This is a genomic window from Peribacillus sp. Bi96, from assembly GCF_918698115.1.
In the GTDB taxonomy this organism is placed as follows: domain Bacteria; phylum Bacillota; class Bacilli; order Bacillales; family DSM-1321; genus Peribacillus.
Window position 1 is genome coordinate 116,634 of sequence record NZ_CAKKLV010000006.1, and the last position, 26,494, is coordinate 143,127.

General features: G+C 38.6%; 17 protein-coding genes and 1 pseudogene. 3 read left to right on the plus strand and 15 right to left on the minus strand.

Annotated elements, in window-relative coordinates:
* Positions 1-243: 243 nt before the first annotated feature.
* Both LQ203_RS10040 and LQ203_RS10045 read right to left on the minus strand, forming a co-directional pair.
* A complete protein-coding gene (locus LQ203_RS10040) occupies positions 244-1,017 on the minus strand; it encodes a TerC family protein (RefSeq protein ID WP_230157614.1) in 774 nt (257 codons plus the stop codon).
* A 260-nt stretch (positions 1,018-1,277) separates the two neighbouring features.
* Positions 1,278-2,837 carry an aldehyde dehydrogenase family protein gene (locus LQ203_RS10045; protein WP_230157616.1) on the minus strand — a complete coding sequence of 520 codons (1,560 nt, stop codon included), beginning with the start codon at positions 2,835-2,837 and terminating at the stop codon, positions 1,278-1,280.
* 649 nt (positions 2,838-3,486) lie between these two features.
* Between LQ203_RS10045 and LQ203_RS10050 the strand changes: the two genes are divergently transcribed.
* Positions 3,487-4,680 carry an FtsW/RodA/SpoVE family cell cycle protein gene (locus tag LQ203_RS10050; RefSeq protein ID WP_230157617.1) on the plus strand — a complete coding sequence of 398 codons (1,194 nt, stop codon included), beginning with the start codon at positions 3,487-3,489 and terminating at the stop codon, positions 4,678-4,680.
* Between the two features lie 126 nt (positions 4,681-4,806).
* On the opposite strand, the gene nhaC is transcribed toward LQ203_RS10050, so the two are convergent.
* The 10 genes and pseudogenes from nhaC to LQ203_RS10100 form a co-directional block, all read right to left on the minus strand.
* Positions 4,807-6,186: a Na+/H+ antiporter NhaC gene (gene nhaC / locus LQ203_RS10055; protein WP_230157619.1), complete on the minus strand. Its 1,380-nt coding sequence runs from the start codon at positions 6,184-6,186 to the stop codon at positions 4,807-4,809.
* A 205-nt stretch (positions 6,187-6,391) separates the two neighbouring features.
* On the minus strand, positions 6,392-7,654 hold the full coding sequence (locus LQ203_RS10060) for a helix-turn-helix domain-containing protein (protein WP_230157621.1): 1,263 nt from the start codon (positions 7,652-7,654) through the stop codon (positions 6,392-6,394).
* A 69-nt stretch (positions 7,655-7,723) separates the two neighbouring features.
* Positions 7,724-11,923: a S8 family serine peptidase gene (locus tag LQ203_RS10065; RefSeq protein WP_230157622.1), complete on the minus strand. Its 4,200-nt coding sequence runs from the start codon at positions 11,921-11,923 to the stop codon at positions 7,724-7,726.
* 740 nt (positions 11,924-12,663) lie between these two features.
* A pseudogene (locus LQ203_RS10070) lies at positions 12,664-12,951 on the minus strand (peptide chain release factor 3); the annotation flags it as partial.
* 317 nt (positions 12,952-13,268) lie between these two features.
* A complete protein-coding gene (locus tag LQ203_RS10075; protein ID WP_230157624.1) occupies positions 13,269-14,216 on the minus strand; it encodes an AEC family transporter in 948 nt (315 codons plus the stop codon).
* 121 nt (positions 14,217-14,337) lie between these two features.
* A complete protein-coding gene (locus LQ203_RS10080) occupies positions 14,338-16,032 on the minus strand; it encodes an NAD-dependent malic enzyme (RefSeq protein WP_230157626.1) in 1,695 nt (564 codons plus the stop codon).
* A gap of 295 nt (positions 16,033-16,327) precedes the next feature.
* Positions 16,328-17,035: a response regulator gene (locus tag LQ203_RS10085; protein ID WP_230157628.1), complete on the minus strand. Its 708-nt coding sequence runs from the start codon at positions 17,033-17,035 to the stop codon at positions 16,328-16,330.
* Positions 17,032-18,633, minus strand: a complete 1,602-nt coding sequence (dcuS, locus tag LQ203_RS10090) for a DcuS/MalK family sensor histidine kinase (RefSeq protein WP_230157630.1) — start codon at positions 18,631-18,633, stop codon at positions 17,032-17,034. The genes LQ203_RS10085 and dcuS overlap by 4 nt, the downstream gene beginning before the upstream one ends.
* A gap of 1,221 nt (positions 18,634-19,854) precedes the next feature.
* Positions 19,855-21,429 (minus strand): peptide chain release factor 3, encoded by a 1,575-nt coding sequence (locus LQ203_RS10095; RefSeq protein ID WP_230157632.1) that lies wholly within the window; start codon positions 21,427-21,429, stop codon positions 19,855-19,857.
* 312 nt (positions 21,430-21,741) lie between these two features.
* On the minus strand, positions 21,742-21,885 hold the full coding sequence (locus tag LQ203_RS10100; RefSeq protein ID WP_230157634.1) for a hypothetical protein: 144 nt from the start codon (positions 21,883-21,885) through the stop codon (positions 21,742-21,744).
* Positions 21,886-22,334: 449 nt separating this feature from the next.
* On the opposite strand from LQ203_RS10100, the gene LQ203_RS10105 reads away from it, so the two are divergent.
* Positions 22,335-22,538, plus strand: a complete 204-nt coding sequence (locus tag LQ203_RS10105; RefSeq protein ID WP_230157636.1) for a cold-shock protein — start codon at positions 22,335-22,337, stop codon at positions 22,536-22,538.
* Between the two features lie 116 nt (positions 22,539-22,654).
* Here LQ203_RS10105 and LQ203_RS10110 read toward each other — a convergent pair whose 3' ends face one another.
* The 3 genes from LQ203_RS10110 to LQ203_RS10120 are packed head-to-tail and all read right to left on the minus strand — an operon-like array spanning position 22,655 to position 25,849.
* Positions 22,655-24,616, minus strand: a complete 1,962-nt coding sequence (locus LQ203_RS10110; RefSeq protein ID WP_230157638.1) for a DUF6449 domain-containing protein — start codon at positions 24,614-24,616, stop codon at positions 22,655-22,657.
* The gene (locus LQ203_RS10115; protein ID WP_230157640.1) at positions 24,591-25,490 is read right to left on the minus strand and encodes an ABC transporter ATP-binding protein; all 900 of its coding nucleotides are present in this window, start codon (positions 25,488-25,490) and stop codon (positions 24,591-24,593) included. The genes LQ203_RS10110 and LQ203_RS10115 overlap by 26 nt, the downstream gene beginning before the upstream one ends.
* Entirely contained in the window at positions 25,487-25,849 is a 363-nt protein-coding gene (locus LQ203_RS10120; RefSeq protein WP_230157642.1) for a GntR family transcriptional regulator, read from the minus strand. Before LQ203_RS10120 ends, LQ203_RS10115 begins: the two co-directional genes overlap by 4 nt.
* A gap of 194 nt (positions 25,850-26,043) precedes the next feature.
* Here LQ203_RS10120 and LQ203_RS10125 point away from each other — a divergent pair, with 194 nt between their 5' ends.
* Positions 26,044-26,460 carry an organic hydroperoxide resistance protein gene (locus tag LQ203_RS10125; RefSeq protein WP_290370563.1) on the plus strand — a complete coding sequence of 139 codons (417 nt, stop codon included), beginning with the start codon at positions 26,044-26,046 and terminating at the stop codon, positions 26,458-26,460.
* Positions 26,461-26,494: the final 34 nt, after the last annotated feature.

The window sequence follows — 26,494 nt, forward strand, 5'->3', positions numbered from 1 at the left end:
CTCGCTTTCAGCGGGCGGTCTGCCCTCGGCACGTTTTGCGCTTGCTGAGTCTCCCTTGGACGCATATTCCCGCAGGAGTGAATGAGAAAGTTGGTAAAGCTAAAGCTGTTACCGCAGATGCTGCTTACAAAGCACCAGCCATTAACTGCTTAACATCCAATAAAAAATCAAAAAGGTTACGGAATGGAACCATTCCGTAACCTTTTTGTCTACAAACTGAGGCGTGGCAAGCACACCCATTTTTTATGCTTCTTGTATATGTTTTTCTTTTTTCTCTTTTTTGCTTGAAACGATCCATGCACCTACCGCTATTCCAATCAATACGACCCAGAAAATCGATTTCCAAAGAGCTGATTCAGGGAAATGGTGATCGATAACAGCTAGCGAAGGGTGTGCAAGTGTATATACCGCTAATTTCACCCCAACCCAACCTACGATCAAAAATGCTGCCGTTTCAAGTGAAGGACGCTGATGAAGCAATTTTACGAATCCATTAGCTGCAAATCGCATAATGATCAATCCAATCATACCACCGAGGAACATAATAGCAAATTGCCCACCATCAATACCGCCGACCTTCATCCAGCCTGTTGCAGGAAGTGTCACAGCCAGCGCCACGGCAGCCAACATGGAATCGATTGCGAAAGCGATATCGGCAGCTTCAACTTTTACTACTGTCATCCAGAAGCCAGATTGCTTCTTAGGTTTAGTGACTTCCTTCTCACCTTTACCAGCGTATTTCTTGTAAATATGCTGAAAAGCAATGAAAAGTAAGTAAAGGGCACCGATTGCTTGAACTTGCCACACGTCGACAAGAAAGGAAATAAGGAATAGACTTGCAAAACGGAAAACAAAAGCTCCCATCAAACCATAAAACAAAGCTTTACGTTGTTGTTCCTTTGGTAAATGCTTAACCATGACAGCCATGACAACTGCATTATCCGCAGCGAGTATTCCTTCTAAACCAACCAAGATAAGAAGGACCCAGCCATATTCCAATAATATTGATGCTTCCATTCATTCAACCTCCAATAGTTTTATTCCCACTCCTATCGGCATTGGCAAAATAAAAAGACCTCTGCCGTATAGGCAAAGGTCTTGCTGAACATGAAAACATGTCAACAAAGCCGATGAATGTTTCCATTCACGTAATGACGACTTTGTTTTAGGGCGAACCCTAACGCTACTCCCCTTTGATAAAGGAAAATCAGTTATTAAGTATATTAATAGTATACGCGGACATTATGAAAATAACAATCTTTTTTATAACGGAACCATCATTTTCGTTTCCCTTTGGATATTTTAATCAATTGCAAATATTCTTGCCCAAACTTTACCCAGTTAGGTTTTGCAGAAAAGTAGTTCTGGAACAGCGATAAAAACCTCGTGTATTTCCCCTCATAAGGATACCATTGTATTTCTGTATTCTTTTTACCTTTGTCGATCATGATCGCTTTTTCATGACAAAAAATCTTCAATCCCTGCTCGCCATGATAACGGCCAATGCCACTTTGTTTCGCACCGCCAAATGGTAAATGATGGTTAGCGACCGTTATCAGCACATCATTGATCGTCACCGCTCCTGTTATTAACTGTGACGCAATCCGAATTGCTTTTTCCTCATCCAACGTCCATACGCTCGAATTGAGTCCATATTCACTCTCATTTGCAAAAGCGACCACTTCTTCCTCCGTATCGAAAGGCATAACAGGCAACACCGGTCCAAACGTTTCTTCTTTCATGATTTTCATGGAATGATCGACATTGGACAGAATCGTCGGCGGAATGAAATGGGTCTGCCCCGTATTCCACTCTTTAGGTGAAGTTCCAGCCTCAAGTACCGCCCCCTTATTCAATGCATCCTCCAGGTGTCCAGCCACAATATCAACTTGAGCAGGAAAAGTCATTGAACCGATATCATCCTTTAATTGTATCCCCTGCCTCAAGGACATCGTTTTTTCTTTAAGCAACGCCAGGAATTCCTTATAAACCGGACGCTCCACATAAACCCTTTCAACACTCATACAAACCTGGCCGCTGTTTGTAAAAGCTCCCCAGAGTGCCCCGTTCACAGCCCGTTCCAGGTTAGCATCACGCAGCACGATCATAGGGTCCTTCCCGCCAAGCTCCAGGGTTGTGGGTATTAGCTGTTTTGCTGCAACCTCCCCTATCATTTTTCCGGTCCTTACAGAACCAGTAAAAAATATATAGTCTGGTTTTTGTTCAGTTAACGCTGCACCCAATTCTTTTCCCCCATGGGCAAACTGTATAGTTCCTTCAGGAAAACCAGCTTCAAGAAACAGGTTTTCCATGCACACCCCAACCAAAGGAGTCACCTCAGATGGTTTGGCGATGACTGTATTTCCTGCTGCAAGTGCATTAAGAATGGGCACCATCGCCAATTGCAGAGGATAATTCCATGGTGAAATGACAAAAACCGTTCCGCGTGGCATGTAATGGACATATGACTTTTTTCCAATTAACAAGAGTGGGGTGGTGACTTTTTGTCCGGAAAGAACTTTCACTGCATGTTTCTCTATATGCTTGATCGCATCAATAGTCGGCATGATATCAGCAACTAGCGCTTCGATTTTAACTTTTCCCGTATCTTTTGAAATGGCTTCAGCTATTTCATCCATTTTTTCAACCATCAATAAACGAAGACGTTTTAAATAGTGCAGCCTTTCATTGATGGGAAGATTCGACCATGTTAGGAACGCATGTCTTGATTTCTTATATATATGAGGAATTGACTTCAATGGCGTTGGGACGATTTCCGCAATCTTCTCACCTGTTGCTGGAGAAAACACTTCCAACTTGTCATTTAATTCTTCCATAACTACTCCCCTTGCTTTACCTTATTTTTATTAGTGCTCCCTATCATTTTTATACTTCAAAGAAGCGTTCATAAACTTCACTACCTGTACTAGGTTTTTCCCTGAACCCTCTTTATATAATGCCAGAGTCGCAGCAGCCTGTATAATATAATCGAATGGAACCAGGTTCACAACCGTTTCCCTCTCTTCATAAAATCCCTGTCCGATTCCCTGCCACATAATCGGAGCTAAAATAAGTATACCTATTAAAATGAGTTACTCATTTTAAACAAATTCATATACAGGATTCGCGACATTACAGCACGTTTTACAACTCAATTGGTGAAACCCATGAACTCCATCCTTGTCAGCAATAAACTTTTATAGTAATCTCTATAGCACTGCTAAAATGGAATATATAGTAAAAAAATATTCATTATTAAAAGGAGTATTCACGTTTGCTATCGAAGGTAATGTATTAGGAATCCAAATTCGACTATAAGCAAAAAGGAAATCCGTTAGACTAGTTTATCAGATTTAATGTTTACTATTGGCTCTTGAAGGATAAATTCATGTTATCGAATAAATATTATTATCTATATAACTGATTTTCCGTTACTATATAAGAAGGCGAATTTTTCGCGCATACATATTTGAGGTGAGCGCACAAGTGAAAAGAATAATTAAAGCATACGACTTCCCTATTTTCATCGCTGTCGTATTACTCTGTTTGTTTGGTATAGTCATGATTTATAGTGCAAGCATGATTACGGCTGTTGCTCGGTACAGCCAGCCCATGGATTTCTTCTTCGAAAAGCAAAAAACGGCTTTTATCATCTCATTCCTGGCAATGATCGTGACGATGATTCTTCCTTATAAGATGTACAAAAACAAAATTTTCTTGATGTCTATGATGTTTGGAATGGCCGGTATCCTTTTGCTGCTATTTATTTTCGGCCATACAGCAGGAAATGCCACAAGCTGGTTCAAGTTAGGGACAAAATCGATTCAACCTGCGGAATTTTCCAAGTTGGCCATGATCATTTATCTGGCAGCCATTTACGGAAAAAGGCAGGATCGAATCAATAGCATTGATAAAGCCGTCATCCCCCCGATTTTCTTTCTCGTATTTATTTGTTTTTTAATCGGGATTCAACCTGACTATGGAACGGCAGCCGTCATTTTCCTAATTTCCAGTACGATGATTTTTTCATCCGGAATGACTTTTAAGAGTATTTTCAAACTCTCATTGATTATTGCGATATTCGTTACAATATTTGCATTGGGAGTAATCGTGACAGGAAATTTGTCATCCGTTTTCTCTGAAAATAAAGTGTCTCGTTTTACCGGGTTTGCAGATCCTTTTGGTCAAGAGGGAGGAGATGGGTATCAGCTCGTGAATTCCTTGTATGCAATAGGATCAGGAGGCCTTACAGGCGTGGGACTTGGTGACAGTGTACAAAAATACGGGTACCTGCCTGAATCACATACGGATTTCATCATTGCCGTCATTGCAGAAGAACTTGGAATATTCGGTGTAGGCTTCGTTCTATTGACACTTGGGTTTATCGTCCTTAGGGGTTTTATACTCTCAGCAAAATGTAAAGATCCATTTGGAAGCCTATTATTGATCGGGATCTCATCCATGATCGGCATTCAAGTTGGCATCAACATCGGCGGTGCGACAGGGCTCATTCCCATTACTGGAATCACCCTTCCGTTCATCAGCTATGGAGGATCTTCCTTACTATTGCTCATGCTTTCAATGGGCATATTCCAGAATGTCGTAATGCGAATGAATTTACTAGAAAAGAAAGAAAAGGTCCTGTCCATTCCAAAAGATGAGATTGCTTCTTCAAAATAGACGATCAAATCCCCTGACATATTTATTCATGTCAGGGGTTTTTCGTTATACTTTTCTTACAATAAGGTTTGATGATGAAAGGTTTCCATGAAAAAAAACAGGCAGTCGAATCGACCGCCTGTTTTTTCATTTATAATGGATACCTATTTTCGTAAAGCCCGCAATCAAACTGAGCAAAGGACAAAGAAGGCAGAAAAAGGCAAATGGGGCATATTCAAGAGTGGGGACACCCAATACCTGTGTTAAGAATACACCGCAGACACCCCAAGGAACTAGAGGGTTCACAACTGTTCCCGCATCTTCAAGTACCCTCGCAAGCGTTTTTGGCTGCAAGCCTAAATCTTCATATTTCTGCTGAAAGGCTTTCCCAGGAAGTATAACTGACAAGTACTGTTCCCCCACTAGGAAATTTACGCTGATTCCTGCAAATACGGTAGCTGAAATCACTTTCGCTACACTCGTCAATGAATCCTGGACCGCATTTAAAATAGAAGGGATGACTCCTAATTCAAACAATAGTCCGCCCATCGCCAATGCCAACAACACCATCGAAACGGAGAACATCATACTTTCAATGCCGCCCCGCGATAGGATTGAGTCAAGTTGATCCATTCCACTCTTAAGTACAAAGCCGCCGTATAAAATATCTGCTAGTTTTGCAACCGTCACACTTGGCGTTTGTATGAAAGTAATGACAGCCGCCGAAATGATTCCTGCTGACAATGTCGGAATCGCTGACACCTTTTTCAAAGCCATGACCAGAACGATGACAAACGGAATCAAACTCCATATGCTAATGTTCGTTTCCATTTCCAATGCCTTGGTCATGGCTTCAATCTCCTCAACACGATCCAGTTTCACATTCGGTGAAAGGAAGTAAAAGATGATAAGGGATATTATAAAACCTGGAATCGTTGTCCACAGCATATTATTAATATGTTCAAATAATGCTACTCCAACCGTTCCCGAAGCAAGGTTGGTCGAGTCTGATAATGGAGACATTTTATCCCCAAGAAATGCACCGGAAATGATTGCACCCGCTGTAATCGCCAACGATAAATCCATCGCCGCCGCCATACCTATGAAAGCAACGCCGATCGTGGCTGATGTTGTAAGTGAACTCCCGATACAGAGCCCAATTAGCGAACACACCAGAAATGTGACCGCATAGAAATATTCACCAGAAATCCAGTCAAACCCATAGTACATGATGGTCGGGATCGTCCCGCTTGCCATCCAGATCGAAATTAACATTCCAATGAAAAAGAATATATAGATGGCCCCCATACCAGAAACTGCACCTTTGACGATAGCCGCCTCCATAATCGAAAATGGCAGCTTCTTGATCTTTCCATAAACAAATAGAAATAGGATAGCCGTTATTATTGGAATATGGGGGGCCAGTTCAAAATGTATGATACCAGTTGCAATAATTAATAAAAGAACTGCCAAAACCCCGATTGCTTCAGGTAAGGAGAGTTTTAGCTTTGCATCTTCAAGACGCATGATGTAATTCCCCGCTTTCATGTTGTGTATTCTCTGAGGTAAGGATTGGACCTTTTCACTCATCATAATTACTGAAACGCTTTTAAGCACTAAAGTACTAGCTAAATATAAAGGAGTTTCGGGAGATTGTCAAAGGATTAATTTAGTAGATTTTAAATTTTGCAATGATATTTACCTTTTCCATGCTCCTTCCATGAATATATGTTCAGTTCATTCCATCATAATGACTTTTATGTGATTCGATAATTATTTGGGCTAATTGCAATGCCTTGGTTGTCTCATTGATCTTTACTAAATAATGAAACAGCTTTTTCTCATAATGATCGATCAGGACTATGTAGCCTGTTTTTCGGAAATAGGGCAGAGCTTCTTCTTCTATTAAACGGTAGAATTTTTCTTCCTCATCCTGGATTGCATATAGATGCAATTGAAAATAAAAGGGTGGCATGCCTTTATGTTTTCGGGCAAGTCTCAATCCTTTTTTAGCTAGGTCCGTGAGGTCTGTATCATTCAATAGCTTTCCTTTTATCGCGTTATTGATGTATCCATCCAAAAACATCGTGTAAAAAGGATTATCTTCATCAACGAGTTGAAGCGCCCTTTCGTATAATTTTCTTGCATCATCAAACCTTTTCCTTCTATAACATTCGAAAGCAAGATTGTTAAGGAGCTTGGATTTACGATCATATGCCTGACACGTATCACACATTTTTATTAAGGAATCGTATTTTTTCTTGGTATCATCAAAGTCGTGAAGTTCCCTTGTGTTCAACTGAACAAGCATCATTGTTTCGGTATCGATGATTCTTAGTACATTCAATGTTTTCTGAAAATAGGCTAGCGCTTTTTCAGCGTAATAGTAGGATGCAATATTGGAATGTGTTGAATGGTGTGCCAGTGCAAGGTGATAATAATATTCATTGTGATGGTATCCGGAATGATCAATGCTCGTAAGGATGTTGATGCAATCCTTGAATTGTCCAGTCAGAAAATAATAGATGCCCATAATATGTTTTAAATAATTGCGTTCGTATGATGAGAGCTGTGTCTCTTTCCCTTGGATGATTTGTATCGTTTCAAACGCTTTCTCCGGAAGGTTCATGAATAGATGATACCTTGAGAGGATTAAATTATAGGAAGCATGAAAATCAGGAAGCTCTCTAAGCGGCTCATCTTCTATTTCTTTTTTTAACCTAGCGGAGTCTTCCGTCTGTTGTGAAATCAAAGCATTCTGCCACTCATCAAGTTTTTGGCCCAATAGATGATATTTTCTGACCTCTTCTTTTATATTGATATGCAGCCTCTCGGATAACAGGATTATCATCTCTTTGGAATACTCGGTAATCCCACGTTCAATCTTGCTTAAATGTGTAATGGAACAAATTCCTTGTACAAGCTCCTTTTGTGTCATTTGAGCTTTTTCCCGATAAAACTTAATGATTTTACCCTCCACCAAAAATTCCCCCACGTAACTTTTTCCTCCTATTATAGCAAAAAAAGTAAAAGCCCCAGGGAAATTTCTTTCCTGGGGCAAATGCTATTGATTCGTTTCTAGTCCTATGAGACGTAAAAAGTAGTCCAAACCTTTATTGCCGATTTTTTCTTTCGGCACTTTATTACTTGGTGCATCCGGCCCTTTCGTCAAAAAGTTTCTCTCGACATAGCGGACGTCCAATTCATCAACGATACCGTCTTGATTGATATCTTCTTTCACTAAGGAGTTATCTTTAATACCATATGCATCAACGACTACCTGAATATCTTTAATGTCGATGACTTTATCTTTATTGATATCTCCTGCTAGATTCATATTCGGCCTGATTCTAATATTCTGTCCTAGAATTGTCCCATCTTTTTCTTTACCTGGAACGAAGTTTGTATAGCTCTTAAGATGTGATGGCGTTTCAACGACAAGCGTATATTCTTGGTTTGATGCAGGAATCCCTTTGACTATATATTGTCCCCAATCATCAAGTGTTCCAGGATATTTTTTCCCTGCTTTTGATTGCGCATAAACTTTCACACCGATTTTGGTGATATTTCCTGGCTTTATATAACCTTCCTCACTTAAAAACGCTTCTGGAGAAATCGATCCGTTTAAAGTTGAGTGCTTAGAAATGATTTTATATCGGTCAACGCTGTAATGTGGAAGATCGGTTGCAATATTGCCCCCTTGTTTTATATAAGAAGCTTCTTCTACATCCAATCCCGCATATAAATGATAAAAGGTATCATCGACAAGTTTAAAGGATACATCTAGTAAAGGCATATCTCCGTTTAAACCTTTAAATGCCTTTCCTGTTAATTCCGCGCCAACTTTGACTACATTAAAATAATCAGCATCATTAACGACAGGCTTGGTTAAAGAAACATCCAACCCTTTTTCTTTTGCATATTTTTTTATTTCACTAGAAAGTTTAGCATTTTTAAATTGATAAAGGTCACCTTCAAACTTGATCGAATATTCTCCTGAGAGGAACTGTTTTACATTATTGACTGATAAAGTCATGGTAAATGTATCATCCTTTTTCAGCACCTCTTTATCATAGTTTGATGTGAGATATTCAGTCCCTTCTTTTAAAAACACATAATCTTGAGGATTCATTGCTGTTGCCATATCTGTAGTTGCCAACCTTAGATAAAGTGCATCATTTGCAATATCACTTTCTTCGATTCCGAATTTCGCATTTCCGTCAGGATCGATTGGGAATTCCCTGCCAAAATATGCGTATTTGCTCGTATCGTAAAACATAGTATTGGAAGTTTGGTCATAGTCCAAACCTTTATCTTGAAGTACTTTTACTGTCGCATCATTGACATTTCCGTGTACATAGAAAGCCTTCTGACCATCTTCTTCTGTAAACATCGAGTCATTTATTTCATATACGCCTGGTTCTTTGTCCCATTTTACGTCTGGAGGGGTGTTATCGACTATTGCGGCAGTACCAGCTGAGTAGGTTTTTCCCGACTCATCACTTCCTATGAACTCTAGAGTGTAGTCCCCTTCTGGAAGTTTCTTATACGTATCGGAAATCGGATGCTCTGGATCGTTTGTAAATGGATATACATGACCAGTAAACGCCAAAAGAATATAATATGGTTTATCAGGTTCGAACCTAGAAGCATTGAGGCTCCCTACGTACCCTAATGGCTTACCGGAATTCGTATCTTTTAGGATAACGTCCACTGTTTCCATTGGGCTTTTCAACTGAAACATTGCATTCATAAATGGGTTATAGTATTGCCAAAACGGAAAATCATTAGCAATTGATGGACTGTCCGTTTCTACATAATCAATTCCTTTATCTGTTACGGTGATCGAAAATGGAATTTGATACGTTTCTTCATCATTTTCAGAATTAGTGATGTGAAGGTATCCTTCATATGCCCCTTCTTTTGCTGTTGCGGGTACGCTGATGGTTGGTTCAATTACTTTGGACTTACCTTTGGCTACAGTGACCGACTTCTTCACTTTTACCTTTACACCATTTGCAGTGGCATCTTGTACCCCTTTTATATTCTTATGGTATTCAACATCAATGGTATATTTTTTCTTTTTCCCCTTATTTTCAATTTCCACTTTTTTCGTGAGTTCAATCGCTTCATCATTGTCTCTTATATATTCCCGGCCAAATGCAAGTGAGCCCGTTTCCTCGTTAATTTCTGTCGTTTTATCACCTTCGACAATTTCGGTTTTATCCAATACTTTTATCGAAGTATCCACATGCACGGCATCATAGGCATCGATACGGCCTGCTCCAACTTCATTCACCGAATGATCTTTTTGTAAATCAACGGATGTATTCATGAGTGCTTCTTTCACATCAAATGGGTCATAATCCCCGTGTTCTTGTAATATTAAAGCAGCAACACCCGTAACATGCGGTGTAGCCATTGAAGTGCCTTGCATACGTCCGTAAGATGTTGTGTAATCAATTCCTTCATCTGGACTATTGATATATTCCGGCTCAGTGGAGAAAATGGCCACGCCCGGCGCAACTATATCTGGCTTAATATCGTAATTTCCGTTAACTGGACCTCTGGAACTGAAGTCTGCCAAATTATCTCCGACTGTTTTTGTATTCCCTGTATCTTTAAATGTAAGGGATCCATTTTCGACAGCTTTTAATTTTTCCCCCTCTTCTTTGGTTAATCGGAAAGTAGGGATAAAGTCCATTCCTTCCCCAACATATGAGGTGATTTCGCCATCCACATTGTTATAGATGATAACTGCTTTTGCCCCAGCTGCCTTTGCATTCTTTATTTTCACATCAAACGTAAGCGTTCCTCGCTCAATAAGAGCGATTTTATCTCGAACATCTTTCCCTTTAAAGTCGCTTTCCTGTCCAATGCCGGTATAAACGACCGGAAGCGATTGACCAGTTAATTCTTCAATCCGATCCGAAAAGTTTTTACCTAAAAGTTTCATGTTTTCAAATGTATACTTTCCAGCCTCTGCAGTTATGGTAGGGATCTTCATGGCAGAATCACTTGCCCCAACTGAAATGCCAAGGGCAGCTGTTCCAGGAGAGCCTAAAGTTTTCGCACCTGGCCCCGCATTACCGGCAGCCACAACGGAGACAACCCCAGAGAGCATTGCATTGTTGATCGCTACAGAAGTAGGGTCAAGCGGATCATTGACAGATGATCCAAGTGATAGATTCATGATATCCATACCATCACTGACTGCTTTATCAATTCCTGCTATTACACCTTCATTGGAACCGGAACCATACGGTCCTAACACACGGTATGTATAGAGGTCAGCTTCAGGAGCAACACCTTTCACTGCATAATCCACTTCATTTGTTTTTGTTGCGGCGATCGTTCCAGAAACATGTGTGCCATGAGCTGTATAGTAAGCGGAACCACTGCTGCTGAATTCCGGTTGACCGGATGATTTCCAATTTTCATAGGTTGTCTCCATCGGGTCTGCATCATTATCGACGAAATCCCAGCCCTTAACCGAAGAAGGCTCAATGTCCTTAGGGTTCTCGCCTTTTTTACTTCGGTATCCTTTATATGCATTGGTTAAATCTGGGTGATTGTAGTCGATGCCAGTATCAAGGACACCAACTTTGATTCCTTTTCCTTTTATATTTTCTTCATGAAGTTTATCTACTCCAATTTGAGGAATGCTATCAGCCATTTTTGAAGTGATCCCTTTTTCATGAACCGGGAGCTCCAATTGGATTTTTGCATTATTCCAGATTCGTTTAACTGCCCCTGATTGAAGTAAATCTTTTACCGCAACTCCTGGCAACGTCATGGAAACGCCGTTAAATGCATGTTTATATTCTCTGTTTATCATTAATTTACTGGAATCATACTTGGAAAAATCTTTTTTCTTTTTCAAAGAGTTAATATAGCTTTTAAATTCTTGATGTGACTGATCTACGTTATTTTTTGCGGAATCAATCGTCATTTTTTTCCCAAGCACCGTTTGTTTTTTGACGGCGACCTGCGCAGGAGCTTGTTCGAACTCAACAATTACAGAAACCAGCTCCGGGCTATTTGTTTTTATATCTGGAGAAATGGTGAAGTTAGGACCAGCGTTTAGCTTCTGAAGCGCTTGTCGTTGCTCCTTGGATAAGTTCGATAGAATGTCTTCAACATTTTTATGGGTAACCGTCACTTCTGGTTTCTCCGCCAATGGATGAATCGAAAAGGTTGTAGATAGAAGAAGCCCAGCAGCAAGGGTGCCTGATAAAACATGTTTCCTTTTAGAAAATTTCATTATTCCGTTCCTCCTTATTTTTTTAGAATATTTATTATCTTCTGTTAAATAATAGAGGATAAATGTTAATGCTGTAAATTGGGGTAATAATCTTGGTTGTATCTCCCTATGGAATGAGAAAAAACCCCTTAATTAACATGACAATTGGAGGGTTTTGATGTGAATCTATCCATCCATTTTTCACTAGCACGCTTCCCATCAGGCCGATGGATCTATGTCAATCGAGGAAATTACCCCACATTTCCGAAAGGACGTTACAAGTGCCAACATACAGGAAGGACATAATGTTAGACAATTGAAGTTATAGTACATTGTTTAATGTACGAAAAGAAACTTTGAATATTAAAAAAGATCCAGATAATAAAAAAAACCCGTGTGCATCACACGGGGCTTCCAGACTGTAGACAAACTCGATAATAATGGATTTTACCTTCAGTTTTTTTGAGGACTTGTAAATCGAATGTTGTTATTACACTCCAGGCACTCGCTGTGCGCCTGCGGGGTCTCCCTTGGACCCGCTTTTCCCGCAGGAATATCGAAAACTTGTTCCAATCAACTTTGCCTATCAAGGACGCCTTCAAGAAGTAATAAATCAAGATCGTGAAAACAATGTAAAGAAGCCTTTTTCGCCAGATAAATTATCAGGTAAAAAACAAGGAGATTAAAGAAAGTGCAAATGATCCTTAGAGTGTCTACTGAGTTAAAGAAAAAAGCCCGTGTGCATCACACGGCCTTCTCCATTATTTCAAATCCATTGGATTATATAATTCAACGTCAGGATTTTTATCCTGGAACCAACGAAGTGCAAACTCATTTTCAAATAAGAATGCATATTTATCAAACCGGTCTTTAACAAGAATGCTTCTTGAGCTATGAAGATTCTCATCAAGCTTTTCATCTTCAGCCCAGCGTGTGATTTTACTGCCCATATGCTCCATCAAGACTTCAACATTGTACTCATTCCTCATTCGATGCTCGAATACTTCAAATTGAAGTTGCCCAACTGCACCAAGCAGATATTCTAGATTTAGATTTTAAATTTCATCAACTGCTACATTCGTATGTGTAATTACACAAACCCTTTTATTATAATCTTATTTTGATTAATAGCGATTTCTACAATTGATACTTTTTGCGACGCATTTTCCTGGGCTTCCACCTTTATTCAAACGCCATCCAAAAAAAACTATCTATCTATTTAATTTACCTTTAACATTGCCTTAAATAAAAATAGCCAACATCTCCTCTTTTCAAAAAAAGGTTAATGTTATACAATAAGTTTGTTAAGCATTTCACAAACTTCCGTTGAAAAGTATCCATCCAAGAAGGATGGATACTTAGAAGGCTACATTAACAAGGATATATAGATAGGTAATGTAATTAAAGATAGAATGGTACTAATTACAAATGAAGATGCTGTTTCAGTTGATAACGAATCAAATCTAGTTGAAATCATGGCTGCTACAGCAGATCCTGGAAATGATACTAGCAAAATAGCTTTAATTGTATCTGCATGATCAAGGCCAATAAGATGAGCAACCAGAATCATAAATAATGGAATAGCTACAACTTTTAAAATGGAAATACCAAAAGCAATTGGTCGTAAGCTAATCTTACGGATACCCACGGTTACACCTACAGCAAATAATGCAACCCCAGATGTCACTGACCCAATTTGATCGAGCGCATTTTTTATGATATCCGGTGCCTGGAACCCTAATAGTGTCAATACAACAGCAAGTAAGGGAATACATGCAAGCGGTTCGCTAAGACCATGCAAAACGATACCCATAATGTTTGTTTTTTCATCTTTAGATTTACCCAATCTGGATTGTCCGACCGTACCAACTATTGTTGCTAATGGATCCAGAAGGGCATTCACCACAATACCGGTAATCGCAATAGGTATAGCTATCTCTTGCGCCCCAAACAAGCTGCCTAATACAGATATCCCCATAAAAGCAAAGGCTGGCTGAGTTGCGTTTAATGAAAACATAGATGCTTTAGTTAAATCGTATTTAAACACCAAACGAGCCACTATTAAAAGGATAATGTAAAAGCCAATAACACCTATGGTCATAGTTAAGAAAAATGACCATTGATTAATTAAGGTTTGTTTTGAGGTTGTTGTGATCCCAATGAATAAGTGTGCAGGTAATGCAAATTTTGTAACTAACGTATTAAGCCCTTTGGATGATTCTGAATTAAAAACTTTAAAATAGCCACCCAAATAACCAATAATAATTGTAAAAAAGATTGGTATTAATGTTAAAAATATATTCCCAATATTCACTCGAGATGCACTTCTCTTTCCAAAAAATTGTCCAATTTAAAAGATTCTACTACGGCTGACTTATACGGAGGTTCCCCTAAAACGGATCCCCTTTCATTTGAGACAACAAAACTAGCTGGCTTTATTTTCCATGAATAGTTTTGTACTCCGGCTTCCACATGGATTCTGTTATCGCTTTTTCAATATCTGTTATATCCGCTTTCGCAATTCCTTCTTCAATGGCTGTCTTTGCCACTTCAATGGCTACAGATTTAGAAACCTCTTGCAATTGTTTGATTGAAGGGAGTAAAGAAGCACCATGCTTACTGCTATCCGATAATCTTGAAACAGCAGATGAGGCTGCTGCAAGCATGCCCTTAGAGATTATTGTTGCTTCTGCGACAATTGCACCAAGACCAAGTCCTGGGAAAATATATGCATTATTAGATTGTCCGATTGTATAAATCACACCATTATAGTCAACATCATCAAACGGGCTTCCTGTCGCTATTAAGGCTTTACCTTGAGTCCACTTTATAAGGTCTTCAGGAACAGCTTCCGCTAAGGGAGTCGGGTTTGACATCGGCATAATAATAGGATGTTCCACGTGCTTTGCCATTTCTTTTACAACTTCTTCTGAGAAAGCCCCAGTTTGACCAGAAGTGCCGATTAAGATGGTTGGTTTAACCTTTTTTATTACCTCTAATAATGGGATAATTCCGGCTTCATTCCGAGCCCATTCCTCGACTTCTTCAGCTTTCCGGCAATACGACTTTTGGAATTTCAAAACATCCGGAATGTCATCTATCAACAAGCCACGATAATCGACGGCCCAAAAGTGACCATATGCCTCTTCTCTGGAAATACCATCAAGGATCATGGCTTCAACCATCTGATCAGCATTACCGATTCCTGCTGCACCTGGACCGAAAACAACAACTCTTTGTTCATTTAAAGGAACACCAGTTACTTGTAATGCAGACTTTACGGCGGCTAGTGTTACTGCACCTGTACCTTGTATATCATCATTAAAAGTGAGGATCTTTTCGCCATAATTATCGATTATATTTCGTGCATTTATATTTCCAAAGTCTTCCCAGTGTAGTAATACCCTTGGGAAGAAGGCTTGAGAATTTTCAACAAATAAATCAATGAATTCGGTGTATTCATCACCGCGAACACGCCCAAACCTGTTACCAATATACAGTGGATCACTAATCAGGCTTTCATTGTCAGTCCCAACATCCAGGACAATAGGTAGCACCCTGCTTGGATCAATTCCCGCAGCTGCCGTGTAGACTGCCAATTTACCAATGGCTATGTTAATTCCACCAACTCCCTGATCTCCGATTCCGAGAATACTTTCAGAATCTGTAACAACTATTAAATCGATATCATCAGATGAAAGGTCCAGGTTTTTAAATGCATCTTCCATTCCCTCCAAATTATCAATAGATAGGTATAGACCTCCTGGACGGTGATATTCTTGGGAGTACTGTTGAATGGCCTCTCCTACAGTAGGTGTGTAAATGATCGGAAGTATTTCACTTAGATGGTCTTTAAGTAGGCGGTAAAACAGGACCACATTCCTATTAAATAAATCATATAACATTCCATTCTTCCGAATATCGCTATGTTGAGTGGAGAATTGTTCATAAGCTCTTTTTACTTGTTCCTCAAGAGTAAGCACCTGGGATGGCAGCAAGCCTACCAATCCTAGTTCATTTCTTTCTTCCTTAGTGAAAGCAACCCCTTTATTAATAAAAGGGTTTGACAGAATACCTTTTCCTCTTAAAGTTGTTTCCAATCCCTTTTTTGTCTTATCATAAGCTGTCATAGACGTACCCTCTTCCTAAAAATGTATATTTAAAAATGATCATTACCAGGCAATAGAGTATATTCTTCCCTGGGGAAGTGTAATTACTAAAAGAAAACTGAAAAAGGAAAATAAATATACAGCACATAAAAACGTAAATATTTCCTCATTACTGCTTTTTTGTTCAATCTTGTGAAAAATTTATAAATAACTCAATCGCCAGTCTATATCTTAGTAGTCATTTACGGGGGACACTAGCTTATTTAACTAATTTTAGTATTATGTAATTAAAAAAAGTAAGCAGCCATTTGGCTGCTTACAGATAACGTTGAATAATATGGCTCTTGTCATCATTAAATTTGTGTTGGGAGACTGGTCGGCCTACCGTTCCATAAATTACCTTAACATCAAGGACCCCGATATCCTTCATGAATTTTAAATATTTCCTTACTGATACCCTGGATATACCCGCCAAATTTACGACTTCCTCTGTTGAAAAGGGAGCATTTTTAAATACCAGGATCACATTCCATATAATCTTTAAGGTATCTTGAGCCAATCCTTTCGGTAATTCCTCTGGTAAATGATTTTCTTCTTGATGCAATATTCGATAATCCAATTCTTCTTGATTTAGCATATTTTTATCTTGAATAAAAGCTGATTTGTTCCGATATGCTGATAAGGCCGCGTTAAAACGCTCAAATTCAAACGGCTTAATTAAATAATCAACAGCACCTAGTCTTAATGCTTTCTGAATCCTCTCAATGTCCGACGCAGCAGAAATGACAATAACATCTATCTCTTTTTCACTTTCTCGAATTTGTGAGAGTAAATCGAGTCCATTTTTCCCAGGCATGAAAATGTCTAATAGAACTAACCCTATTCTTTGATTTTCCAATACATTCAGAGCTTGATCCACTGAGGAACAGACAGCAGCTAATTCGTAGCCATCGACTTGATTCAAATAGCGCTTATTGAACTCTGCAACCATCGGGTCATCTTCTACGATCATTACCTTAATCATCCTACATCATCCTTGCTTTTGTATGGTATATAAACCACAAACGTTGTTTCTTGACCTTCTTTTGAACTAATATCGAGATCTCCACCTAGCTTATCCAGGCTTGCCTTAACCAAATATAAACCAATCCCCCTGTCCTCTCCTTTTGTTGTAAATCCTTTTAGAAGGATATGATTAAGATTGGCATCAGATATTCCCTGTCCAGTATCATGAACTTCAATAGTTAAAATATCATCTGCATAATCAAACTTTAATTCAATTCGTTTAACGGGCCTTTTTTCCACTGCTTCTATAGCATTGTCAATCAAATTTCCTATTATCGTAATTAGCTCATGAGTAATAGAAGCATTTTCTGGTTCTGGCAATTGAAAGTCAGAGGATAATGCCAGCTTAGCACCTGCTTCCCTGGCATAACTTAGTTTTCCAATTAAAAAACCGGCTAGTACTGGATCTTTAACGGTTTTGGTAATAAAGCCAATCTCGTTTTCTCTGTGGTCAACAAGATCACTAATATATGCCGCAAGCTGATCATAATAATGCATATGCACCATACCAAGTATTACATGAAGTTTGTTCATGAATTCGTGCGACTGGGCCCTTAACGATTCAGCATATAAACGGACTCCAGTCAGCTGTTCCGCCAGCAGATGTATTTCTGTTTTATCACGAAATGTAGCCACGGCACCTACGATTTCATCCTTCACAAATACTGGTACCCTATTCACTAGTAAGACACTACCTTTTAAATCCTGCTCTTTATCTAATTCGACCTTACCGGTCTCCAGGATTCTATCCAGGTTTGAGTCAGGCATGTAACTAGTTACCTTTTTACCCGTTGGATTTTCATTAATGCCCGCTTTTTTAAATATCTTTAAAGCTGCTTTGTTTACGAGAGTAATGGTTGAACTCTGATCTACCGCTATAATTCCCTCCCGAACTGATTGTAAAATGGCGTTTCGCTCTTTTAAAACCTTCGCAATAGCAAAAGGTTCCAGCCCAAATAATATTTTCTTAATATACCTTGCCAAAAGTATTGCGCCGGCAATTCCGGTTAATATTCCAAAAACTGTTCCTACATAAATATTTAAACGGCTTTTTAATACAGCATCATTAACTTTTTGAAGAGAAATACCGACCACCACGGCTCCAATTTGATTATTCTCTGAATCATAAACAGGGGTGAAAGAACGCAAAGACCTGCCTAAAGTTCCTTTGGAAATAGATATGTGCTCTCTACCTTTTAATACATCTTTCTCATCCCCTCCAACAAATTTTTTTCCTATTTTACTTGGATCGGGGTGAGTTTTCCGGATTCCATTATTATCGATTATTACTACAAATTCTACATCTGTCGATTTTTTTATCCTATTGGTAAATTGCTGAACTTCCTGATTGTTCCCACTTCCACTTAACGCTTCGATTACAAGCGACGTTTGTGCTGCCATGCGTGCTACGTTTACTGCTTTTTCAGTCTGGCTCTTCTCTATTGTATCCGCTACTGTTTGGCTAATAAGAATATCTGTAATAAATAATGATAGGGCTACTACCCCACACACCAGTATCATAATAGTAAACTGTAGACTCCATTTCCCTTTTTTCACTGCTACACACCTCTTTGGTCTAAAAACTCTATTAACTTTAAGGATGATACTTTTTGTTAAGTATGTTCATTTTGCTTACATCACACAATTATTCGGTACTTAATCAAGTTCCAAAAAGATAGCCAAGTGATTTAAATCAATTGAGATAATATATATATAACCTAACCATTTGCCCATGGTATCCTTAAAAATACTGATTCATCTGCAATATTTTCCAAATATTAAAACAGACTATACCTTCGTAGGCTTGGAAATAAATTTCAAAATCTTACTCGCACCGTCATTATTCTCCTTTCACATCTTATCCCCTACATACCTCGGTAGATCAATATAAGTTATTTTGCTAAACTCCTCCTGCACCAGGGTTAAAGCCACAAGTTTTCTATTAGTATGATACAGTTCATAAGAAGTTTAGCGAAATATCCCAGCAATTCTTACACTGCTAAAAGTTACTACGATTTTCTTATTTAACCTTTCCAATTAGTTACTATTTAATTTTCAAAAATACAGCAGTCTAACATCTTCTATCTCCCTGTTTCCGTTTATCTAAAATCGACATGTTTAAAACAGGGGGCAATGATTAAAATACCCGCATTTTCAACAGATTTCAAATCAACAAATATTAAGTAATTAAGTACTCGATATTTAGACTTAGTCATCAATTGTGTAAAATGACCTAAACATAGAAAAGATCATTTAATTGCTAGAGATATGTTAATGATTATGAAATAGGGTTCAGTAATTGTAGACATCAGTGCGGATGCGGGGCAATTGAAACCTATAAATCGAAAAAACATGCAAATCCTACTTATGTATTTATAACATCAGTCTTTATTGTTTTTATTACTTTTATCTGGAATCTGTTATTTTTGATTATACAAAAAAAGCTTGCAGATTTAGACCCTAAAAGGGACCTTATTCTACAAGCTGAACAACCTCCACTATCCGAAGTTTTTCAGTTAAACTATTGATTAAATTGATATACATCCCAAATGTCAGGGGTTTCTGATCCAATGTACCAAACCGATACTCCGCCTAAGTGATTTTGATTTAACAGGATAAGTCGAAGCCCGATTGATTTTTTATCTTCTTTCCAAATTTGCGGCTTTCCCCATTGGCAGTATATTCCACATGATTTTGTAAGGTCTTTTCATTCCACACCTTTCGATACTTAAACAATGCATAATGAAAAAGCCCGTGTGCATCACACGGGCTTCTCCATTATTTCAAATCCATTGGATTATATAATTCAACGTCAGGATTTTTATCCTGGAACCAACGAAGTGCAAACTCATTTTCAAATAAGAATGCATATTTATCAAACCGGTCTTTAACAAGAATGCTTCTTGAGCTATGAAGATTCTCATCAAGCTTTTCATCTTCAGCCCAGCGTGTGATTTTACTGCCCATACGCTCCATCAAGACTTCAACATTGTACTCATTCCTCATTCGATGCTCGAATACTTCAAATTGAAGTTGCCCAACTGCACCAAGCAGATATTCTTCCATCCGAACCGTTTTGAAGAGCTGAATTGCCCCTTCTTGTACAAGTTGGTTAATTCCTTTATGGAAATGTTTTTGTTTCATGACGTTTTTGGCTGTTACCCTCATGAATAGTTCCGGAGTGAACTGAGGCAGCTTTTCAAACTGAAACAAGTCTTTGCTTGTCGTAATCGTGTCACCAATTTGGTAGTTCCCTGTATCATATAAACCGATGATATCTCCGCTTACTGCTTCGTTTACGGTATTCCGATCATCAGCCATGAATTGGGTGGAAGAAGAAAGGTTGATTGGTTTACCTGTCCTGCTCAAGTTGACGCTCATTCCACGCTCGAATTTACCGGAGCAGATTCGAAGGAAAGCAATCCGATCACGGTGTTTTGGGTTCATATTCGCTTGGATCTTGAAAATGAAGCCAGAAAAATCATTACTGACAGGACTCATTTCACCTGATGTTGTCATCCGGGCTTGTGGAGCTGGTGCAAATTGCAGATAAGCATCCAAAAACGTCTGAACACCGAATGTCGTTAATGCACTTCCGAAAAATACGGGACTAAGTGTACCGTTCGCAATGTTTTCTTCTGAGAATTGATTGCCTGCTTCCGTCAATAGCATGATTTCTTCCAGAGTTTGCTCATACAACTGGGAATCTTTAAGTTTATGTTCCGCTTCGAGTTCACCGTCTTCATTCAAAGGAAGGAAACGCTCATCACCGTCCGTCTTGAACTGTTCAATCCGATTATTGAACCTATCGTAAATGCCCACGAAGTCTTTTCCCATACCAATTGGCCAGTTCATTGGGTATGTTTCAATTCCTAATACTTCTTCAAGTTCGGCAAGTAATTCGAGCGGCGCTTTACCTTGTCGGTCCATTTTGTTGACAAACGTGAAAATCGGGATACCCCTCATCCGGCAAACTTTGAATAATTTAACCGTCTGATCCTCAATCCCTTTTGCCGAATCGATGATCATCACGGCGCTATCAACAGCCATAAGCGTACGATATGTGTCCTCACTGAAGTCTTGGTGACCAGGTGTATCGAGAATATTAACACGGAAATCATCATAATCAAATTGCATGACCGAAGACGTCACGGAAATTCCCCGTTGCTTTTCAATCTCCATCCAGTCACTAGTTGCATACTTCCCTGTTTTTCTTGCTTTAACCGTTCCGGCATCACGAATCGCGCCACCAAAGAGCAATAATTTTTCTGTCAGAGTCGTTTTCCCGGCATCCGGGTGAGAGATGATTGCGAAGGTCCGTCGGGATTGAACCTCGTCTTTTAATGTAGTCATAAAATGTTCCTTTCGTTATTGAAGTAATCAATTTATTTAAAATTTATTGGAGGGTAAATTGTATTTTTACATTGGAATGTCAACCTTTCTTTGTATGCAAAATTCCTGATCATACACAATATATGTAAGAAGAAATATATCATAAGGCTTTCGCCTTGGCTACTCGGCATTCATTTCAATCAACCTTACTATTTTAACACGATATGAAGGAAAGATGTAGAGGTGAATGAATCACAGTAAGAGGATTTGGTCGGCGAACAAAACAAAAGACGCCTCATCAGCGCCCCTTATCCCGATCCATATAATTATCGTTCATTTTTTCATGATTTCACGGTCTATCTTGCTGTTTTCATTGCTTTTTGATTTCGTTTGTTTTTCCAGCGCTTCTTTACTTCTTTGAAAATGATGGGAGCGGCAAAAATGACGGCCCTTTTTAAGAGTTTCTTCATTATTCATCAGTCCTTTCTTTCATACCTATACCCGATTATTTCCCCTAAAAACTTTAATATCACATTGTTTTTATGATTTGAACATCACTTTTACCTTTAAACATGAAAAACCCCGGTCGAATTTTCCTTATAGGAAAATCATATTCATCATGGCCGTTATCCTTCCCATCATAAAACCTCCCTAATATTATATCACCAAATGGAAATGTATTAATTACTTCCATTTGTTTTATCCTTTATAAAGGTGGGTATATACTAAAAAATTGGAAATTCGACCAGAGATAAAACATATGTATTTTGTATGTGAATCCAGTAAGCATTCACATATTATCAAGCATCTTCGTATGATAATTTCAAATTGAATGAGGGTTCTTGATAATGTGTGAAATTGATTTTTTCAAAAAAAGGAAAATCATCACCATTAATATTTTTTTATTTTTTAGGAGGATTCATAGAATGACAGTATCAGGTAAAGTAAAGTGGTTTAATAGTGACAAAGGATTTGGATTTATTGAAGTACCAAACGAAGACGATGTATTCGTACATTTTTCCGCCATTCAGGGAGAGGGTTTCAAGACACTTGATGAAGGTCAAGAGGTTGAATTTGAAATCGAAGAAGGAAACCGCGGACCTCAAGCTAAAAACGTCGTAAAACTATAAAGTATAGACACACAAACATATGCACTGATAAAGGATGCCACCGACTTCGGTGGCATCCTTTATATTTTATGGACTCATCAAAAAAATTTGCTCTATCAAGGGTTTCCCCTTCCCTCTCATTCGCTAAAATGATCCAAAATAAAGCCGGGAACCTGGTCGCTAGAAAAGCTCTTGATATCCACACCTCTGCTATCTTTATAATAAAAAGCAGCTGCGTACTCTCCGTCCCAATTGATTTGAGCATGATCAATGGCCGTTTCGATTTCCGAAGCCGTGTTGATTTTCAAGCGATTCCGATGCTGTTCAATCTGTTGTACAAGTTCACTTTCAGAAATCGAATTATAAATTTGCGGATTGGTTTTTACCACAAGAATATAATCGATATCGTCAGCCATTAACCGCGCTTCTTCGGCTTGCCCGGTTTGTTCCATCCATTTTGAAAACCGAGAATAAGAAGAATCCCAATTCAAATTAATGCTTTTGTTATTATTCAAAAGAATGTCAATAGAGGCATAATCACCAAAAGGATTTGTCATTTGAGCCAACGACTGATTATACAGATCCTCCGACAATGCCTGCACGGCTTCTTGTAGCTGATGACCATCCGTAATCGATACGGATTTGTCCACTTGTCCGCTCGCGGTTATCGTGATTTGCGAAACGTCATTGGCTGACACATTCAATAGCTCATTCACCGTTTTTTTATATTCACTGGACTCATAAATTTTCGCCAATAGCTGCAAGTATGAGTCGTAGTTATGCAGATGATACTCTCTTGCTAACCTTTTTCCATTCTTGAGTTCATACATTAGAAATACGGATTGTCCGTCATCCAATTCACCAATCGAAACCTTTTTTCCCTTTTCGATAATTTGCTGATGCAGTAACCTGATCGCTTCTATATTTTCCTTATCTTTAAGAAATGTGGGTGCAATATCCGTTGTTTCATCATCAATAAACAAAGGAGCATTGCCAATATAAATTTGGCTTATCATTTTCTCCTCAGGAATCTTGGACTTAAACCGAATGGGGTCTATTTTTAAAATGAGCGCCAGCACGATAACCACAACCGTAAATGTTACATAGCCTCTCAGATTGAAGCTTATTCGCCATGTCTTTTGCAAGACGATTTCCCCTAAGTAATACCCAAGCAAAGAACCGACGGCATATCCGAATAAAATCCATCCGAGTTTCCCTGTCGTTTCGCTAAAATAAAAGCCTGTAAACAGCATCATGCATACGGTCAGGCCGAATTTAAATAATGGCTTAATCTTTGGAAAAACAAATGCTTGCGATACATGCTCCAACTTTCTCCTCTCATATAGAAAAAGAGAAATAAGTAAAAAGAGCAAGGTCAATACAGCGTAGATTAATGTATTAACCGATAAAAATGAAATTTTCTCCATCTCAGTTGCAGCTAATAAGGGTGAAATGCCTTTCATATTGCCACTTAGATAATAATCTGCAGAAAACCCTGCTAACAAAAGCTTCACATTGGCTGTAATCAATATAAATAAACCCACCGGAAGTGCAAGAAAAACATAGGTCAGCAAGCCTTGCAATGCAGATAATCCCGTCACCATTCCAATTAATACGGCAACAGAAAAGATAATAGCTTCCAAAATGAATGTAATTCCCATCCATGACCAAATATCCGCCATGGTATAAAGCCTTTCTATATCTATTGCCGAGTGGAACAACATCAATATTGAGCCTGTAAGTAAAATAGGCAAAACGATGAAGCCAATCCCCGTCCCAATCATATGAAAATAAATGTTGCGTCTAGTAATCGGTAAACTATGAATAAAATCTGAGGCTTGTTTTATCTGTAAAAATCGAAAAAGAAAGATGGCAAGTAATACTGGAATAACAATGACCAAGACAAATTGAATCATCTGCTGACTGGAAAAAAGGTTTTCTAATTTCACATATTCATTATTCTCATTCAAAATGATCGTTAACATCTCCAGAGGCAGAGCAAATATGAGGCCGATGAAATATAGGAAACCAATCCAGCCTGTGCTTCTGAAAATATAGATAATCAGTTCTTTATTAAACGAGGTTATTCTGGATGACATAACCTATATCCCCCATTTCATAAATGAATATCTCCTCTAAAGTAAGGGGGAGAATATCGAATATTTCTGGCTGAAACTGATTAAAGTGCGATTTAATCAAGGATTCCTTACCTTTCACAATGCAAACGATCACGCTGCCACGTCTTTCCTTGTTAAGAATTTGAATTCCGCGGTATAGCCCATAGGGAATTTTATGTTTAAATGCAATCTGCACTTTGTGTACATCCGCTTTTAAATCGTCCAAATCCTTTTGGATAACAAGCTGCCCTTTATGCAATATGCCTACATGATCGGCTAAATCTTCAATTTCCCGGAGATTATGGGACGAAATCAAAATCGTCATATCCCGTTCAGCAACATCCTGAATCAACAACTGTCTCACACTTTTACGCATGACCGGATCTAACCCGTCAAAAGGTTCATCTAGGATCAAAACTTCCGGCATCGTCGAGAGAGCGAGCCAAAAAGCAACCTGTCTCTGCATCCCCTTTGATAGTTTATGTATTTTGTATTGTAAGGGTATCGGGAATACTTCCTGTAATTGATAGAAACGTTCTTGATTCCAATGACTATAAACCTGGCTGTAAAAATCCGCCATCTGCAAAATCGTATAGTTAGCCAAGAAATAAGGCGTATCAGGCAGGAAGAAACAACGATTTTTCACTTCACGGTTTTCAAACACATGTGATCGATCAATAAGAACTTCACCGGCATCTTGAATCAAATTACCTGAAAGCATCTTTAATAGGGTCGTTTTCCCTGCCCCATTCGAACCTAACAAGCCGAATATGGAGCCCTTTTGTATGACCAAGCTGACGTTCTTGATAGCTTCTTTTCCTTCATATAGTTTACTCACCTGTTTTATATCAATCATGAATCTCCCCCCTTTTCTAATAGTCTATAAATTTCATGTTTATCGATTCCGATATACAGAGCTTCAGCAAAAACCTTTTCAAGATCGTTTCTAATCTTTTCTTCTAATGAATTTTTCAAAGATGTAGGAGGGGCAACGAAATTACCTTTGCCTGGTAAGGTATAAATATACCCGTCAGATTCAAGTTGTTTGTATGCCTTTTGGATTGTATTTGGATTGATAGTCAATTCCCGAGCCAATATTCGAATGGATGGAAGCTGATTATGTTCCTGTAAAACGTCATTAATCATTAGTTCCTTAAACTTATCCATCAGTTGCTCATATATGGGTTTACTATTTTCTACATCCAACTCAAACATAATCGACCTCCCCCTATATAATGGGTGTATTATTCTTCCTAATACAGTTCATTATAAAGCAAATTTTTCCAATTTAAAACCATTTTCAAACAATACTTTTAAGCAAAACCTCCATAAACTCTCTTTCATTTTGTTTAATCAGACTTACAGTGGGGAACTAATGATAATAAGAATAGACAAAGGAGTTGTTTTCATTGAAACCATTATATACAGCTACAGTCACCGTACACGGTGGTCGTGAAGGACATGTTAAGTCAGAGGACGGAATCCTGGATTTCGATGTAAGGTCACCGAAGGAGTTAGGTGGTTCCGGCGAGAGTGCAACAAACCCTGAACAGTTATTTGCAGCCGGTTATGCGGCCTGCTTTGACAGTGCCTTGAATCTTGTTCTGCAAAAAGAAAAGAAAAAAGTTGATACATCCGTGACGGCAAATGTCACAATTGGTAAAGATGAGGAAGACGGCGGCTTTAAACTGGCTGTGAGATTGGATGTTTCGATTCCTGACCTAAGCAAGGAAGAAGCCGAAGACTTTGTCAAAAAGGCTCACATGGTCTGCCCCTATTCAAAAGCAACTCGTGGGAATATTGACGTCACCTTAAATTTGGTATAAGGATTAAAATGAAAGGGAATGGACCCGGCATTAG

Coding starts and splice junctions, on each gene's coding strand:
- LQ203_RS10040 (WP_230157614.1), bottom strand. CDS start 1,017: ATGGAAGCATCAATATTATTGGAATATGGCTGGGTCCTTCTTATCTTG.
- LQ203_RS10045 (WP_230157616.1), bottom strand. CDS start 2,837: ATGGAAGAATTAAATGACAAGTTGGAAGTGTTTTCTCCAGCAACAGGT.
- nhaC (WP_230157619.1), bottom strand. CDS start 6,186: ATGCGTCTTGAAGATGCAAAGCTAAAACTCTCCTTACCTGAAGCAATC.
- LQ203_RS10065 (WP_230157622.1), bottom strand. CDS start 11,923: ATGAAATTTTCTAAAAGGAAACATGTTTTATCAGGCACCCTTGCTGCT.
- LQ203_RS10080 (WP_230157626.1), bottom strand. CDS start 16,032: ATGACAGCTTATGATAAGACAAAAAAGGGATTGGAAACAACTTTAAGA.
- LQ203_RS10085 (WP_230157628.1), bottom strand. CDS start 17,035: ATGATTAAGGTAATGATCGTAGAAGATGACCCGATGGTTGCAGAGTTC.
- LQ203_RS10095 (WP_230157632.1), bottom strand. CDS start 21,429: ATGACTACATTAAAAGACGAGGTTCAATCCCGACGGACCTTCGCAATC.
- LQ203_RS10100 (WP_230157634.1), bottom strand. CDS start 21,885: ATGAATAATGAAGAAACTCTTAAAAAGGGCCGTCATTTTTGCCGCTCC.
- LQ203_RS10105 (WP_230157636.1), top strand. CDS start 22,335: ATGACAGTATCAGGTAAAGTAAAGTGGTTTAATAGTGACAAAGGATTT.
- LQ203_RS10110 (WP_230157638.1), bottom strand. CDS start 24,616: ATGTCATCCAGAATAACCTCGTTTAATAAAGAACTGATTATCTATATT.
- LQ203_RS10115 (WP_230157640.1), bottom strand. CDS start 25,490: ATGATTGATATAAAACAGGTGAGTAAACTATATGAAGGAAAAGAAGCT.
- LQ203_RS10120 (WP_230157642.1), bottom strand. CDS start 25,849: ATGTTTGAGTTGGATGTAGAAAATAGTAAACCCATATATGAGCAACTG.